A 14,466-nucleotide genomic window follows, 5' to 3' on the forward strand; every position below is an offset into this window, starting at 1 on the left:
TTGTGCGCATGTCGTTTTCGCTTGGTGAACTTGCTGCGTCGCTCGGCGCGACCGTCCAGGGCGACGCAGGCCTGATCGTCAAGTCGATCGCGCCGCTGGATCAAGCGGGCGCCGATCAGCTCGCTTTTCTTTCCAATCCGCTGTACCTCAATCAGGCTGTGAGTTCCGGTGCGGGGGCGATCATCGTGTCGCCCCGTGATCTGGAAACGCTCGAAAGCCAAGGCCATGCTGCTGGCCGGAACTGGCTCATCGCAGCCAACCCGTATGCTGCGTTTGCTCGTGTCGCCCAGCGCTTTGTCGCGCTGGCGGCGCGCCCCGTTGTGCCCGGCATTCACCGGACGGCCAGCGTGGAAGAGGGCGCAACGGTGCCGGCGTCGTGCTCCATTGGCCCGAATGTGACCATCGAAGCCGGCGCGGTGCTCGGCGAGCGTGTGCGTATCGCGGGCAACAGTTTCGTTGGCGCCGGTGCCCGCATTGGCGATGACACGTTGCTCTACGCAAACGTGTCGATCTACCACGGCTGCGTGATCGGTGCGCGCTGCATTGTGCATAGCGGCGTGGTGATCGGCGCGGATGGCTTCGGTTTTGCACCCGACTTCGGTCCGCAGGGCGGCGAATGGGTGAAGATTCCGCAGGTTGGTCGGGCCGTGATTGGCGACGATGTGGAGATCGGCGCGAACACCGCTATCGACCGCGGTGCGATGGCCGATACGGTGGTCGAGCAGGGCTGCAAGATCGACAACCAAGTGCAAATCGCGCACAACGTGCACGTGGGCGCCTATACCGTTATCGCCGGCTGCGCTGCCATTTCGGGCAGCACGAAGATCGGGCGCTATTGCATCATCGGCGGTGCGGCCAACTTTGCCGGCCATCTGACGATTGCGGACCGTGTGACCGTCTCGGGCGGCACCTCCATTACCAAATCAATCACCAAGCCCGGTGGCCATTTCACCAGCGTTTTCCCATTCATGCCGCATGGCGACTGGGAGCGTAACGCGGCCATCGTCCGAGGCCTGACGCGCATGCGCGAACGGTTGCAACAACTGGAACAGCGGGTCAAAGACCTGCAGCAACAATCATGACCGAAGCAACGAATGCGACGAGCGCGACCCCCAGCCCCGTCAGTGATTTCAACATCAAGAAGATTCTCGACCTGCTGCCGCATCGCTACCCGATGCTGCTGGTTGACCGCGTGATTTCGCTGGAGCCGCGCAAGTCGATTACGGCTATCAAGAACGTGACGTTCAACGAGCCGTTCTTCAACGGGCACTTCCCCGGCCATCCGGTGATGCCGGGCGTGCTGATGCTCGAAGCGCTGGCGCAAACCGCTGCGCTGCTGACTTTCGGCGAGGCCGATCACGAGCGCAAAGAAAACCAGCTCTACCTGTTCGTGAGCATTGACGGTGCACGCTTCAAGCGCCAGGTGACGCCGGGCGACCAGCTTGTGATGACGGCAGAACTGCTGCGCTCGAAGAGCGGTATGTGGAAGTTCAAGGTGTACGGCAAGGTTGACGGTGAAGTCGCTGTGGAAGCCGAAATCATGTGTGCCGTGCGCGAAGACAAGTCCAAGGGCGAGGCATGACGCAAGCACAGAAGATCCACCCAACCGCGCAGATCGATCCGAAGGCCGAACTGGATTCGAGCGTCGAGATCGGCGCGTTCACGGTCGTGGGCCCGAACGTGCGGATGGGTGCAGGCACGCGCGTCGGCCACCACACGGTGATCGAGGGCTACACGACGCTGGGTCGCGACAACAGCATCGGCCACTTCGCATCGGTGGGCGGCCGCCCGCAGGACATGAAATATCGCGATGAGCCGACGCAGCTGATCGTCGGCGATCGCAATACCATCCGCGAATTCACCACGATCCATACCGGCACCGCGCAGGATGCCGGCATCACGTCCATCGGTGACGACAACTGGATCATGGCCTACGTGCATATCGCGCACGATTGCCGCGTGGGCAACCACACGGTGTTCTCGAGCAACGCGCAGATCGCGGGTCACGTGGAAGTCGGTGACTGGGCGATTCTCGGCGGCATGTCGGGCGTGCACCAGTTCGTGCGCATCGGCGCGCATGCCATGCTCGGTGGAGCATCGGCGCTGGTGCAGGATGTGCCGCCGTTCGTGATCGCCGCAAGCGACAAGGGTGGCAACAAGGCCGCACCGCACGGCATCAACGTGGAAGGCCTGCGCCGCCGTGGCTTTACGGCCGAGCAGATCACCGGTCTGCGCCAGGCGTACAAGCTGCTCTACAAGAGCGATCTGAGCTTTGATCAGGCCAAGGCGGAAATCGCCGCCCAGATTGCTCAGACGGACGACGCCCCCACGCGTGAGGTGTTGACCGCGTTTGCTGATTTCATTGCCGCCACCAAGCGCGGCATCGTGCGTTGAGCGAGCAGCTTCAGAACGCCACGCCGGTGCGCCGCATCGGCATGGTGGCAGGCGAGGCTTCCGGCGATTTGCTGGCCTCGCTTCTGCTCAAGGGATTGCACGCACAACTGCCTGCCGACATTGCCTACAACGGAATCGGCGGGGCCCGCATGACGGAGCAGGGTTTCCAGTCGAACTGGCCGATGCACAAGCTGTCGGTCAACGGCTACGTGGAAGTGCTCGGCCAGCTGCGCGAGATTCTTACCATCCGCAAGGAACTCAAACAGGATCTGCTGGCTAGGCCGCCGCTGGCATTCATCGGCGTCGATGCGCCGGACTTCAATTTCAACGTCGAGATCGCCATGCGGCAGGCGGGTGTGCCGGTGGTGCATTTCGTGAGCCCGTCGATCTGGGCGTGGCGTGCCGGCCGTATCAAGACGATTGCCCGCGCTGTCGACCATATCCTCTGCCTGTTCCCGTTCGAGCCTGAGATTTACGCCAAGGCCGGCATTCCCGCCACGTACGTCGGGCATCCGCTCGCGGACGAGATTCCGCTGGTGCCGGACGTAGAGGGCGCACGTACGCGCCTTGGCCTGCCGTTGGGCCGTAAAGTCGTTGCAGTGCTGCCGGGCAGCCGCAATTCCGAAGTGAAGCATCTCGGGCCGACGCTGTTTGCGGCGATGTCGCGCATGCAGGCGGTCGAACCGGATCTTGCGTTCGTGCTGCCCGCGGCCAATGCAACGCTGCGCGAGCGCATCGACGCGATGCGCGCGGAGCACCCAGGCCTGCATCTGTGGGTCGTCGATGGCCAGTCGCACGCCGCCATGGAAGCGGCTGACGTCATCCTGCTTGCCAGCGGTACGGCCACGCTGGAAGCAGCGTTGTACAAGAAGCCGATGGTCATCACGTACAAGGTGCCCTGGCTGACGGCGCAGATCATGAAGCGCAAGGGCTATCTGCCGTACGTGGGGCTGCCGAACATCCTGTCCGGCCGCTTTGTCGTGCCGGAGCTGCTGCAGGATGACGCAACGCCTGAGGCACTCGCACGCGAGACGCTGCTGCAACTGAGCGACCATGGCAACGCCATGTTCCTGCGTGAGCACTTCACGCAGATGCACCTCACGCTCAAGCAGAACATGGCGGAGATCGGCGCGAAAGTGGTGGTCGATCTGCTGCGCAGTCGCGGTAAGCTTTGAGCCCATGGCGTCCCGCAAACCCAATCCCGACCAGCTTGGCCTGCTGCTCTCGCAAGAGCCGGCGGCCAAGCGCGCGCGTCGCATCCTCTGCGGTGTGGACGAGGCCGGACGCGGGCCTTTGGCCGGCCCTGTGACGGCTGCGGCGGTCGTTCTCAATCCGCGCAAGCCAATTAAAGGCTTGGCCGACTCCAAAATCCTGACCGCCAAGAAGCGCGAGGCGCTGTACGACGAGATCGTCGAAAAGGCGCTCGCCTGGCATGTGGCGGAAGCCACCGTCGAGGAAATTGACCGCATCAACATCCTGCACGCGACCATGCTGGCCATGCAGCGTGCGGTGCACGGCGTGGCCGCATTGGGCACGCTGCCTGATCTTGTGCAGGTGGATGGCAATCGGTGCCCGCAGGTGGCGTTCGCGGTGGAGGCCATCGTCAAGGGCGATGCGCTGGTGCCGGCCATTTCGGCGGCGTCCATCCTGGCGAAGGTCACGCGTGACCGTCAATTGGCCGCGCTGCACATCGAGTTTCCGGTCTACGGTTTTGACGTCCATGCCGGCTATGGCACGCCGCAGCATCTGGCCGCGATCGACCTGCATGGCGTGACGCCGCATCATCGGCGCTCGTTCGCGCCCGTGCGTCGTGCGCTGGAGGGCATGAGCGCCATCAGCATCGAAACCACGGCTGCAGGCAGCGCCTGGGACGACTGACCTTTTTCTGCTGGGCCCATTCGTGAAGCACATCACTTCCCGCGATAACGCGGTGTTCAAGCATCTCAAGGCGCTTTCGGGCTCGACGCAGCATCGTCGGCGTGCGGGGCAATCCGTGCTCGATGGCGTGCATTTGGTTGCGGCGTATCTGGATGCGGGCCACATGCCGGCGCAATGCCTGGTTTCGGAGCGCCATATCCGGCACCCGGAAGTGGCCGCGGTGCTCGATCGCGTTGATCCGGAAATCGTCATCCTGCTGGCAGACAACCTGTTTGCTCAGCTCACCACCGTCGTCAACGGCGTCGATCTGATGGCCCTGGTCGAGACGCCGGAGGGCCAGTTGCCGCAAATCATTGATGCGGACTGCGTAATTCTTGATGGCATTCAGGATGCCGGCAACGTCGGTTCCATCTTGCGCTGTGCGGCCGCCGCCGGCGTGCGCGATGTGTTCATGACGCCGGGCTGCGCGTTCGCGTGGTCGGCCAAGACGCTGCGGGCGGCCATGGGTGCGCATTTCCACCTGAACATCGTTGAACACTGCACGTTCGAGAGCGTGCATTCGCGCCTTCAGGTGCCGCTGTTGGCGACGTCCTCACACGCCAAGCAGGCTGTGTTTGATGTGCCGCTCAAGGCGCCCGTCGGTTGGGTGTTCGGAAACGAGGGCGCAGGCGTGTCAGAAGAATGGCTTTCTGCCGTGACGACGCCGGTGACGATTCCGCAGCCGGGCGGCATGGAATCGCTCAATGTGGCTGCAGCAGCAGCGATCTGTCTGTTTGAAGCCGTGCGACAACGCCGCGCGGGCTAAACCCTCTTTTTTTTGTCGATTACCGGTCACACGGCGTTTTCAAACGCCAGAAAAGTCCCGCATTGACTTTGACATTGGGTAATGGAACATTGAGCGCGGTGCCAATGAGCGCCCTCGATACCCACACTCAAGGAGACCGGCATGCCGAACCCCACCCTGGCGCGCGTCCATGTCGACGAACTCGCCCAGTTTCGCGAAATCCAGCAACTCGCCTACGCGTGCGTCGAAGCCGTCGGTGGCATGCTTCGCCCCGGTATGACCGAAAAGGACGCGGCCAAGCTGCTCACTGAGTGGCTTGGCGATCGTGGCGTGCACGACTGGCTGCACAAGCCGTTCGCCTGGTTTGGCGATCGCACGGCGTTCCAGGGCTTTTCGGGCCTGACGCATATGGCCGGCTTCAACCTGGCGTTCTTTCCATCGTCGCGGCGGCTGGAGGAGAACATGCCGGTCATCCTCGACGTGGCGCCCGTGCGCAATGGCGTGATCGCTGATGTGGGCTACGCCATGTGCCTTGGCGAGAACGCCATCCTCGAACAACTGCAGGACGATCTGATGGCGCATCGCGAACTGATCGTGCGCCTGATCCGCGAGCGTCGATCAATGGCCGACGTGGCACGCGCGGTGGACCAGCTTTGCATGAAGCAGGGCGTGGAGCCGCGCCACAAGGCATATCCATTCAAGGTTCTGGCGCATCGCGTGGCCAAGCTGGAGAGCCCATCCAAACCGCGTTTCGTTGCGCGCTTCGGGTTGAATGCCACGCGCAATCTGATCCTCGACCAAGTGCGCAGCGGCAAGCAGGAAGGGTGGTCGCCGTTGTGGTCGATCGACCGTCGATCTGAGCACGCGCCGGTGCCGGGCCTGTGGGCCGTTGAGCCGCACCTGGGTTTCCATGGCGTCGGTGCCAAGTTCGAAGAGCTGCTCGTCATCACCGAAGACGATGCCTATTGGCTCGACGACGATCTGCCGCACGTGCGCCGCTGGCAGCAACGCCAGCTTGCGCAGCAGCGCGCCGCCTGACGCGGGAGGAGGCTCACATGAAAACGCTTCTTGAAGAGGCTCCGCTGGCGTTGTTTGAGCCGGTCGCCGTAGTACTACCGACAGGACATTCGGAGCGCACGGTGCAATCCGGCGACGTCTCGCTCGCCGTCAAGACCTGGGGCGACCCGGCGCATCCGACCGTCGTACTCGTGCACGGCTACCCCGACAACAGCGAGGTCTGGCACGAGATGGCGCCGCTGCTCGCGCGGGATTACTACGTCGTTGCCTACGACGTGCGCGGCGCCGGCAAGTCGAGTTCGCCCAAGGGGATACGCAATTACACCTTCGCGCGATTGACCGAGGACTTCATCGCCGTGATCGATACGCTGAGCCCAGGCAAGCCCGTGCACCTGATCGCGCACGACTGGGGTTCGATCCAGTCATGGGAATTCGTGACGGAGGAGCGCCTGCGCGGACGCATCGCGTCATACACATCGTGCTCCGGACCGTGCCTCGACCACGTGGGTTACTGGATGCGCGCGCGGCTGCTGCGGCCGACGCCGTCGTCCCTGGGCAAGATGCTAGGGCAGCTCGTGCGCTCGTGGTACGTGTTGCTGTTCCATTTACCCATCGTGCCAGAGCTGAGTTGGCGCCTGTGGCTCGGGCGCGCGTGGCCGCGTGTGCTGCGTCGGGTTGAGAAGACCGCCATCGTGCCGCGTGCCACGCAGACCGCCGATGGCGTGCGCGGTGTGTCGCTGTATCGCGCCAATTTCGTCCGCAGCTTGTTCACACCGCGCAAGCGTGTCGCGCATGCGCCGGTGCAGGTCATCGTGCCGACTCTGGACAAGTACGTCAGCCCCGCGTTGTCCGAAGACCTCTCGCGCTGGGTGCCGCAGTATTGGCGGCGCGAAGTGGTGGCGCGGCACTGGCTGCCGGTGACGCATGCCGCACGCATGGCGGAAATGGCACGCGAGTTGATCGAGCATGCCGAGGGCAAGCCGGAACCCGAAGCGCTGCAACGCACGCGTCAGCATGGCGAGCGCAAACCGCTCTCCGGCAAGCTGGCCGTCATCACGGGAGCTGGCAGCGGCATCGGTCGTTGCGCGGCATTGGAATTCGCGGAGCAGGGTGCGGCGATCGTCGCTGTCGACATCCGTGCCGAAGATGCAGAGCGCACTGCCAAGCTCATCCGTCTCTCCGGCGGCAAGGCGTGGGCGCGCACCGTCGATGTCGGCAATACCGAGCAAATGGAAGCGCTGGTCGACTGGGTCGGCAAGGACCTAGGCGGCGCCGACATCGTCGTCAACAACGCCGGCATCGGCATGGCGGGCGGTATTGTCGACACGTCCGAGCGCGATTGGCAACGCATCCTGCACGTGAACGTGTGGGGCGTGATCCATGGCGCCCGGCTGTTCGCCAAGCAGATGGTGGCGCGCGGGCAGGGCGGGCACATCCTGAACACCGCATCGGCGGCCGCCTTTGCGCCATCGCGCGATCTTGCCGCCTATGCGACGACAAAGGCCGCGGTGCTGATGCTCTCCGAATGCATGCGCGGTGAGCTGGTCGGGCAAGGCATCGGCGTGTCGGCCATCTGCCCCGGTTTTGCCGAGACCGGAATCATGGCCTCCACCGTCTACACCGGCACGACCGAGGCGCAACAGGCCCAACTGCGCGCCCGCGCGACCAAGCTCTACCAGCTGCGTGGCCTCAAGCCCGAGACCGTGGCGAAAGCCATGTTCAGCGCGGTTCAGCGCAACACGCCCGTTGTCACGATCGGCATCGAGGCGCATTCGTCGCGCTTCATCTCGCGCTACGCACAGTGGCTCAGTCGGCTGATCGCGCGCGTAAGCATGGCGGGGCATTGAGCCCGCGCAGACAAGAACATCAGGAGACCACCATGACCGCGCCCGATTACTTCATCAAGGCCCGCCACGTCCGTTTCGACTGGAAGGACACGCCCATCCAATGGATTCCGAGCGATCCGTCCAGCACACACATCATCAACATCCTGAATCTGCTGTTCCCCGCCGGCGAGCTATGGTTTTGCCGTGTCTACAACAAGGCGTTGCCGCTGATTACCGACACGAAGCTGCGCTCCGACGCCGAGGGTTTTCTGCGCCAGGAGGCCGTCCACTCGCGCTCGCACGGCAGTGTGCTTGCGCATTACTACAAAGACCACGGCATCGATACCCAGCCCTTCACCAAACGCCTCGATTGGCTGTTCTCCAAGGTGCTAGGCGAACAGCCGCTGGGCCTGAAGATCGGCCACACGCGCTTCTGGCTGCGGCAGCAGTTGGGCATCATCGCCGCGCTTGAGCACTTTTTCGGCTATCTGGGCAACTGGGTGCTCAACGCAAAGGGGTTGGATGCCGCCCGCGCCGATCCTGTCATGCTCGACCTGCTGCGCTGGCACGGCGCAGAGGAGGTTGAGCACCGTACCGTCGCGTTCGACATCTTCCGGCACATGGGCGGCTCGTATCTTGAGCGCTGCTTCCACATGCTGACCACGATCCTGTTGTTGCTGTACTTCCTGGTGACGGGCTTCCGCTTCATGTACAAGCGCGATCCGGGCGCGGGCAAGTTCCCTGGCTTTATTCGTGGTTGGTGGCACGGCTCGCGGCGCAACTGCCTGCCATCGTTTTGGAAAATGCTTGGGGCCGCGCTGCGCTATTTCCGCCCCAGTTATACGCCGCATCACGAGGGATCGACCGAGCAGGCGCTGGCCTACCTGGAAACGTCGCCAGCAGCGCAAGCCGCGGCGCATGGCGGCAACTGGGTGCGCGATCGCGCCTGACTGTGCCGCAGAAAAGCAAAACGGCCGGTGCAATGCCGGCCGTTGTGCTTGAGTTCTGAGAGTGCTCACTCAGTAGTTGTTGTGATCCATCTTGATGTCTTGCAGGATTGTCGTGGCAATTTCCTCGATCGACTTGTGCGTCGACGACAGCCACTTGACGCCCTCGCGCCGCATCATCGATTCGGCTTCGTTGACCTCATAGCGGCAGTTTTCCAGCGCGGCATATTTGCTGCCTGGGCGACGTTCATTGCGGATTTCCGACAAGCGCTGAGGGTCGATCGACAACCCGAAAATCTTGTTCTTGTAGTTGTACAGCACCGTGGGCAGCTTGCCGCGCTCGAAATCGTCCGGAATGAGCGGGTAATTGGCTGATTTCACGCCGTACTGCATTGCCAGGTACAGGCTGGTCGGCGTTTTGCCGCTGCGCGATACCCCCACCAGGATCACATCCGCCTCGGCCAGGTTCTTGTGTGACTGGCCGTCATCGTGCGCAAGTGAAAAATTGATCGCTTCGATGCGGTTCTTGTACGCCTCGGTGTCGGCGTTCTGGTGAAACCGGCCGATGGCGTGGGTGGACTTGAGGTTCAGTTCCCTCTCGAGCGGCTCGATGAAGGTCTGGAACATGTCCAGGATGGTGGCCTTGGCCCGATGGACGATCTCGTTTGCCTCGGCATCCACCAATGTGGTGAAGACGATCGGCCTCACCCCTTCGACGTGAAATGCCTCGTTGATCTTTGCGACTGCAACGTGCGCCTTGTCGATCGTGTCGACAAACGGGATCCGGACTTGGCGGAATCTCATCTCAAACTGCGCCAGGATCGAGTGGCTAAACGTTTCTGCGGTGATCCCGGTGCCATCCGACACGATGAAAACGGTGCGGAACGGTGTGCGGTTGGGAGATGCGGAGGCGAGGTCGGTCATCGAAAACGAGGGGTTTTTCCAGCACGCCGGCAGGAAATCGTGCTGCGGCACGGTAGAATAGCGGCGATCGTTTAGCTAAGCAATTCGGGCCAATCGCCTCCCGGGCAATGCCACTGCGGCAGTCCTGGCTGGGCTTCCGGATGATTTAGCCAAGCGATTCGCGCGGCCAGACGACAAGAACAAAGCCCCGTGCGCATCCGACCGGTTTTTCACTTAGTTTAGGGGCTTGTATGACTAACCTGTCGCAAGACGGCGCCTATGTGCTGCCGTTCGAGCAATTGCGGATGACCGATGTTGAGGTCGTTGGCGGTAAAAACGCTTCGCTGGGCGAGATGATCTCCCAGCTGGATGGCGCCGGCGTGCGCGTTCCGGGCGGTTTTGCCACCACGGCACTGGCATTCCGCGATTTCCTTGCACACAACAACCTGACCGAGCGCATCTCGCAGCGTCTGGCCAGCCTCGACGTCGACGACGTCAAGGCGCTGGCTGTCGCCGGCAAGGAGATCCGCGAGTGGGTCGCTACCGCACCGTTCCAGCCGCGTCTGGAGCAGGAGATTCGCGAGTCGTACGCTCGCGTGTCGGCCCGCGAAGGCGCCGAGGCATCGTTCGCGGTGCGCTCGTCGGCCACCGCCGAAGACTTGCCGGATGCTTCGTTCGCCGGCCAGCAAGAGAGCTACCTCAACGTTCTCGGCATCGATGACGTGCTCGACAAGATCAAGCACGTGTTTGCTTCGCTGTATAACGACCGTGCGATTTCCTACCGCGTGCACAAGGGCTTCGCCCATGACGTGGTGGCGCTGTCGGCCGGCATCCAGCGCATGGTGCGTTCGGACTGCGGCGCCTCGGGCGTGATGTTCACGATCGACACCGAATCGGGCTTCCAGGATGTCGTCTTCATCACCTCCAGCTACGGTCTGGGCGAAACGGTGGTACAGGGCGCTGTGAACCCGGACGAGTTCTACGTCTTCAAGCCGACGCTGGCCGCTGGCAAGTACCCGATCATCCGCCGCTCGATCGGCTCCAAGCTGATCAAGATGGAATTCACCGCGCCGGGCGAGGAAGGCCGCGTGAAGACCGTCGACGTGCCGGGCGAACTCCGCAACCGTTACTCCATCAGCGATGCGGATGTGACGGAACTGGCCAAGTACGCCGTCATCATCGAGAAGCATTACGGTCGCCCGATGGATATCGAGTGGGGCCGCGACGGCAAGGATGGCAAGATCTACATCCTGCAGGCTCGCCCGGAGACGGTGAAGAGCCAGTCGCACGGTAAGGTCGAGCAGCGTTTCCGCCTGAAGGGCTCGGCACCGGTGCTGACCACCGGCCGCGCCATCGGCCAGAAGATCGGTACGGGCCCGGTGCGCGTGATCAACGACCCGGCTGAAATGGAACGCGTGCAGCCCGGCGACGTGCTGGTTGCCGACATGACCGACCCGAACTGGGAACCGGTGATGAAGCGCGCTTCGGCCATCGTCACCAACCGTGGTGGCCGTACCTGCCACGCCGCCATCATCGCGCGTGAGCTGGGCGTGCCGGCGGTGGTCGGCTGCGGCGATGCGACCGACCTGCTGAAGGACGGCACGCTGGTGACGGTCTCGTGTGCCGAAGGCGACGAAGGCAAGATCTACGACGGCCTGCTGGAAACCGAAATCACGGAAGTCCAGCGTGGCGAAATGCCGACGATCAGCACCAAGATCATGATGAACGTCGGCAACCCGCAACTGGCGTTCGACTTCTGCCAGATCCCGAACGGCGGCGTGGGCCTGGCCCGTCTCGAATTCATCATCAACAACAACATCGGCGTTCACCCGAAGGCGATCCTCGACTACCCGCAGGTCGACAGCGACCTGAAGAAGGCCGTGGAAAGCGTGGCTCGCGGCCATGCCAGCCCGCGTGCGTTCTATGTCGACAAGCTGGCCGAGGGCATTGCCACCATCGCAGCGGCGTTCTATCCGAAGCCTGTGATCGTGCGTCTGTCGGACTTCAAGTCCAATGAGTACAAGAAGCTGATCGGTGGTTCGCGCTACGAGCCGGACGAAGAAAACCCGATGCTGGGCTTCCGTGGCGCCTCGCGCTACATCGCTGAGGACTTCGCTGAAGCCTTCGAGATGGAGTGCCGTGCCATGAAGCGCGTGCGCGACGAAATGGGCCTGACCAACGTCGAAGTGATGGTGCCGTTCGTGCGTACGCTCGGCCAGGCTGAGAAGGTTGTCGAGCTGCTGGCCAAGTACGGCCTGAAGCGCGGCGAGAACGGCCTGCGCCTGATCATGATGTGCGAAGTGCCGTCCAACGCGATCCTGGCCGAGCAGTTCCTGCAGCATTTCGACGGTTTCTCGATCGGTTCGAACGACCTGACGCAGCTCACGCTGGGTCTGGATCGCGACTCCGGCATGGAGTTGCTGGCCAAGGACTTCGACGAACGTGATCCGGCGGTCAAGTTCATGCTGCAGCGTGCCATTTCCACGGCGCTGTCGATGGACAAGTACGTCGGCATCTGCGGGCAGGGCCCGTCTGACCATCCGGACTTTGCCGAGTGGCTGGCCAAGGAAGGTATCTCGTCGATCTCGCTGAACCCGGATTCGGTGATCGCCACGTGGCAGAAGCTGGGTTCCGCTTAATTCCGACCTAGAGTGTCGTAAGACAAGGCGCGTATCCTGACGGGTACGCGCCAACAAGAACGCGAAGTGCCCGATGGCGTCCTACGCTGGCGGGGGCCGAGCGACATGCCCCCGCAGACGTGCAGCGTCGCGGGGGTTTTTTTATGGGATTCCGGGAGAGGGAGTATGTCGGCTCAGACCGTCTGGTTTTCTCTGGCCGTGCTGCTCGTCATCGGCGAGCTGATGACGGGGACGTTCTATCTGCTGATGGTGGCAATCGGCCTGGTCGCTGGCGGTCTCGCCGCGCTGATCGGCCTTGCGTTTCCCGCCCAAGCCATCGTGGCCGCCATCGTGGCGGTGTTCGGTATCGTCGGGCTGCGGCGCACGCGCTATGGGCGCACCACGCGCGAGAATGCCGCGCGCAATCGCAACGTCAATCTGGACATCGGCGAGACGTTGCGCGTCGATGCCTGGTCACCAGAGCGACGCGCGCGCGTGCAATATCGCGGCGCCGCATGGGATGTCGAACTTGCACCGCACGCATCGGCCGCCGCTGGCGAATTCCGGATCGTCGAAGTGCGTGGCAACGTGCTTGTCGTCGCGCCCAGGTAGCCACCAACAACAACCAAAAACAACCAACAAGCCCAACCACGGAGGTTCTATGTTCGAGCTGGGGACTCTCGCGATCATCGTCCTGTTTGCCGCCATCGTGCTCATCGCGCAAGGCATCAAGATCGTGCCGCAACAGCACGCCTGGATTCTGGAGCGGCTGGGCAAGTATCACGCGACGCTCTCTCCGGGGCTCAATATCGTGCTGCCCTTTGTTGATCGCGTGGCCTACAAGCACGTGCTCAAGGAAATCCCGCTCGACGTACCGAGCCAGATCTGTATCACCAAGGACAACACGCAGCTGCAAGTGGACGGCATCCTGTATTTCCAGGTGACCGACCCGATGCGGGCTTCGTATGGATCGAGCAATTTCGTGATCGCCATCACGCAGCTGGCGCAGACGACGCTGCGCTCGGTTGTCGGCAAGCTGGAACTGGACAAGACGTTTGAGGAGCGCGACTTCATTAACCACAGCGTGGTCAATGCGCTGGATGAGGCCGCATCGAACTGGGGCGTGAAGGTGCTGCGCTACGAGATCAAGGATCTGACGCCGCCGAAGGAAATCCTGCACGCCATGCAGGCGCAGATCACGGCAGAGCGTGAAAAGCGTGCGCTGATCGCCGCATCCGAAGGCAAGCGCCAGGAGCAGATCAATCTGGCATCCGGTGCGCGCGAGGCAGCCATCCAAAAATCAGAAGGGGAACGGCAGGCCGCGATCAACAAGGCGCAGGGCGAAGCGGCGGCGATTCTGGCGGTGGCTGAAGCCAACGCGCAGGCGATCCAAAAGATCGGTCAGGCCATTCGCACCGAGGGCGGTGTCGATGCCGTCAACCTGAAGGTGGCGGAAGAGTATGTCAGCGCGTTCGGCAACCTGGCCAAGCAGGGCAACACGCTCATAGTGCCGGGCAACATGGGCGACCTGAGCACGATGATTGCGTCAGCGTTGACGATTGTGAAGCAGCAACGGCCGGCCGCATAAAAGTCGGGAAGCCAGAGGGCTCAAGCCTTCTCGCGCATGAGGCGGGCTTTTTCGCGCTGCCAGTCGCGGTCTTTCTCGGTTTCGCGCTTGTCGAACTGTTTCTTGCCTTTAGCGAGGCCGATTTCGCACTTCACGCGGCCGCGCGTGTAGTGCAGATTGAGCGGCACGAGCGTGTAGCCGCGCTGCTCCACCTTGCCGATGAGCTTCTTGATCTCTTCGGCGTGCAACAGCAGCTTGCGAGTGCGCACGGGGTCTGGATTGACATGCGTGGAGGCCGATTGCAGCGGGCTGATATGGGCCCCGATCAGGAACAGTTCGGCGTTGCGGATGACGACGTAGCCTTCCTTGATCTGCGCACGGTTGGCCCGGATGGCTTTCACCTCCCAGCCCTCAAGAGCCATGCCTGCTTCGTAGCGCTCTTCGATGAAGTAATCGAAAAAGGCCTTTTTGTTGTCGGCGATGGTCATTTTTTGGAATATGCGGTGCGCGCCTTGGGGTGACGATCCCTGCA

14 protein-coding genes are annotated in these 14,466 nt (G+C 62.7%); 12 read left to right on the top strand and 2 right to left on the bottom strand.

Annotated features, from left to right (window positions below):
* The first annotated feature begins 8 nt into the window (after nucleotides 1-8).
* From lpxD to NKG59_RS13210, 9 genes are all read left to right on the top strand, one after another.
* Complete coding sequence (lpxD, locus tag NKG59_RS13170) at nucleotides 9-1,082, top strand: UDP-3-O-(3-hydroxymyristoyl)glucosamine N-acyltransferase (RefSeq protein ID WP_253537386.1); 1,074 nt, start codon at nucleotides 9-11, stop codon at nucleotides 1,080-1,082.
* On the top strand, nucleotides 1,079-1,582 hold the full coding sequence (gene fabZ, locus NKG59_RS13175) for a 3-hydroxyacyl-ACP dehydratase FabZ (protein WP_045204105.1): 504 nt from the start codon (nucleotides 1,079-1,081) through the stop codon (nucleotides 1,580-1,582). The genes lpxD and fabZ overlap by 4 nt, the downstream gene beginning before the upstream one ends.
* Complete coding sequence (gene lpxA, locus NKG59_RS13180; protein ID WP_024975785.1) at nucleotides 1,579-2,394, top strand: acyl-ACP--UDP-N-acetylglucosamine O-acyltransferase; 816 nt, start codon at nucleotides 1,579-1,581, stop codon at nucleotides 2,392-2,394. The genes fabZ and lpxA overlap by 4 nt, the downstream gene beginning before the upstream one ends.
* 41 nt (nucleotides 2,395-2,435) lie before the next feature.
* Nucleotides 2,436-3,569, top strand: a complete 1,134-nt coding sequence (gene lpxB / locus NKG59_RS13185) for a lipid-A-disaccharide synthase (protein WP_253537508.1) — start codon at nucleotides 2,436-2,438, stop codon at nucleotides 3,567-3,569.
* Nucleotides 3,570-3,573: 4 nt separating this feature from the next.
* The gene (gene rnhB, locus NKG59_RS13190; RefSeq protein ID WP_253537389.1) at nucleotides 3,574-4,272 is read left to right on the top strand and encodes a ribonuclease HII; all 699 of its coding nucleotides are present in this window, start codon (nucleotides 3,574-3,576) and stop codon (nucleotides 4,270-4,272) included.
* Nucleotides 4,273-4,294: 22 nt separating this feature from the next.
* Nucleotides 4,295-5,077, top strand: a complete 783-nt coding sequence (locus NKG59_RS13195) for a TrmH family RNA methyltransferase (protein ID WP_253537392.1) — start codon at nucleotides 4,295-4,297, stop codon at nucleotides 5,075-5,077.
* A 141-nt stretch (nucleotides 5,078-5,218) separates the two neighbouring features.
* Nucleotides 5,219-6,094: a M24 family metallopeptidase gene (locus tag NKG59_RS13200; RefSeq protein WP_045204102.1), complete on the top strand. Its 876-nt coding sequence runs from the start codon at nucleotides 5,219-5,221 to the stop codon at nucleotides 6,092-6,094.
* 17 nt (nucleotides 6,095-6,111) lie between these two features.
* Nucleotides 6,112-7,920, top strand: coding sequence for an SDR family oxidoreductase (locus NKG59_RS13205; protein ID WP_253537395.1), 1,809 nt, complete (start codon nucleotides 6,112-6,114; stop codon nucleotides 7,918-7,920).
* A gap of 32 nt (nucleotides 7,921-7,952) precedes the next feature.
* Nucleotides 7,953-8,849, top strand: coding sequence for a metal-dependent hydrolase (locus tag NKG59_RS13210; RefSeq protein ID WP_253537399.1), 897 nt, complete (start codon nucleotides 7,953-7,955; stop codon nucleotides 8,847-8,849).
* 69 nt (nucleotides 8,850-8,918) lie between these two features.
* On the opposite strand, the gene ppsR is transcribed toward NKG59_RS13210, so the two are convergent.
* Nucleotides 8,919-9,770: a posphoenolpyruvate synthetase regulatory kinase/phosphorylase PpsR gene (gene ppsR, locus NKG59_RS13215; RefSeq protein WP_253537412.1), complete on the bottom strand. Its 852-nt coding sequence runs from the start codon at nucleotides 9,768-9,770 to the stop codon at nucleotides 8,919-8,921.
* A 230-nt stretch (nucleotides 9,771-10,000) separates the two neighbouring features.
* Between ppsR and ppsA the strand changes: the two genes are divergently transcribed.
* The 3 genes from ppsA to NKG59_RS13230 all read left to right on the top strand — a co-directional run bounded on the left by ppsA (nucleotide 10,001) and on the right by NKG59_RS13230 (nucleotide 13,955).
* On the top strand, nucleotides 10,001-12,388 hold the full coding sequence (gene ppsA / locus NKG59_RS13220) for a phosphoenolpyruvate synthase (protein WP_045204098.1): 2,388 nt from the start codon (nucleotides 10,001-10,003) through the stop codon (nucleotides 12,386-12,388).
* Between the two features lie 165 nt (nucleotides 12,389-12,553).
* Nucleotides 12,554-12,979 carry an NfeD family protein gene (locus NKG59_RS13225; RefSeq protein ID WP_045204097.1) on the top strand — a complete coding sequence of 142 codons (426 nt, stop codon included), beginning with the start codon at nucleotides 12,554-12,556 and terminating at the stop codon, nucleotides 12,977-12,979.
* A gap of 49 nt (nucleotides 12,980-13,028) precedes the next feature.
* Entirely contained in the window at nucleotides 13,029-13,955 is a 927-nt protein-coding gene (locus tag NKG59_RS13230; protein WP_045204096.1) for an SPFH domain-containing protein, read from the top strand.
* A gap of 20 nt (nucleotides 13,956-13,975) precedes the next feature.
* On the opposite strand, the gene smpB is transcribed toward NKG59_RS13230, so the two are convergent.
* Nucleotides 13,976-14,422 (bottom strand): SsrA-binding protein SmpB, encoded by a 447-nt coding sequence (gene smpB / locus NKG59_RS13235; protein ID WP_004626709.1) that lies wholly within the window; start codon nucleotides 14,420-14,422, stop codon nucleotides 13,976-13,978.
* Between the last annotated feature and the right edge of the window lie 44 nt (nucleotides 14,423-14,466).

Origin of the sequence: Ralstonia chuxiongensis (genome assembly GCF_024158925.1) — a bacterium.
Classification (GTDB): domain Bacteria; phylum Pseudomonadota; class Gammaproteobacteria; order Burkholderiales; family Burkholderiaceae; genus Ralstonia; species Ralstonia chuxiongensis.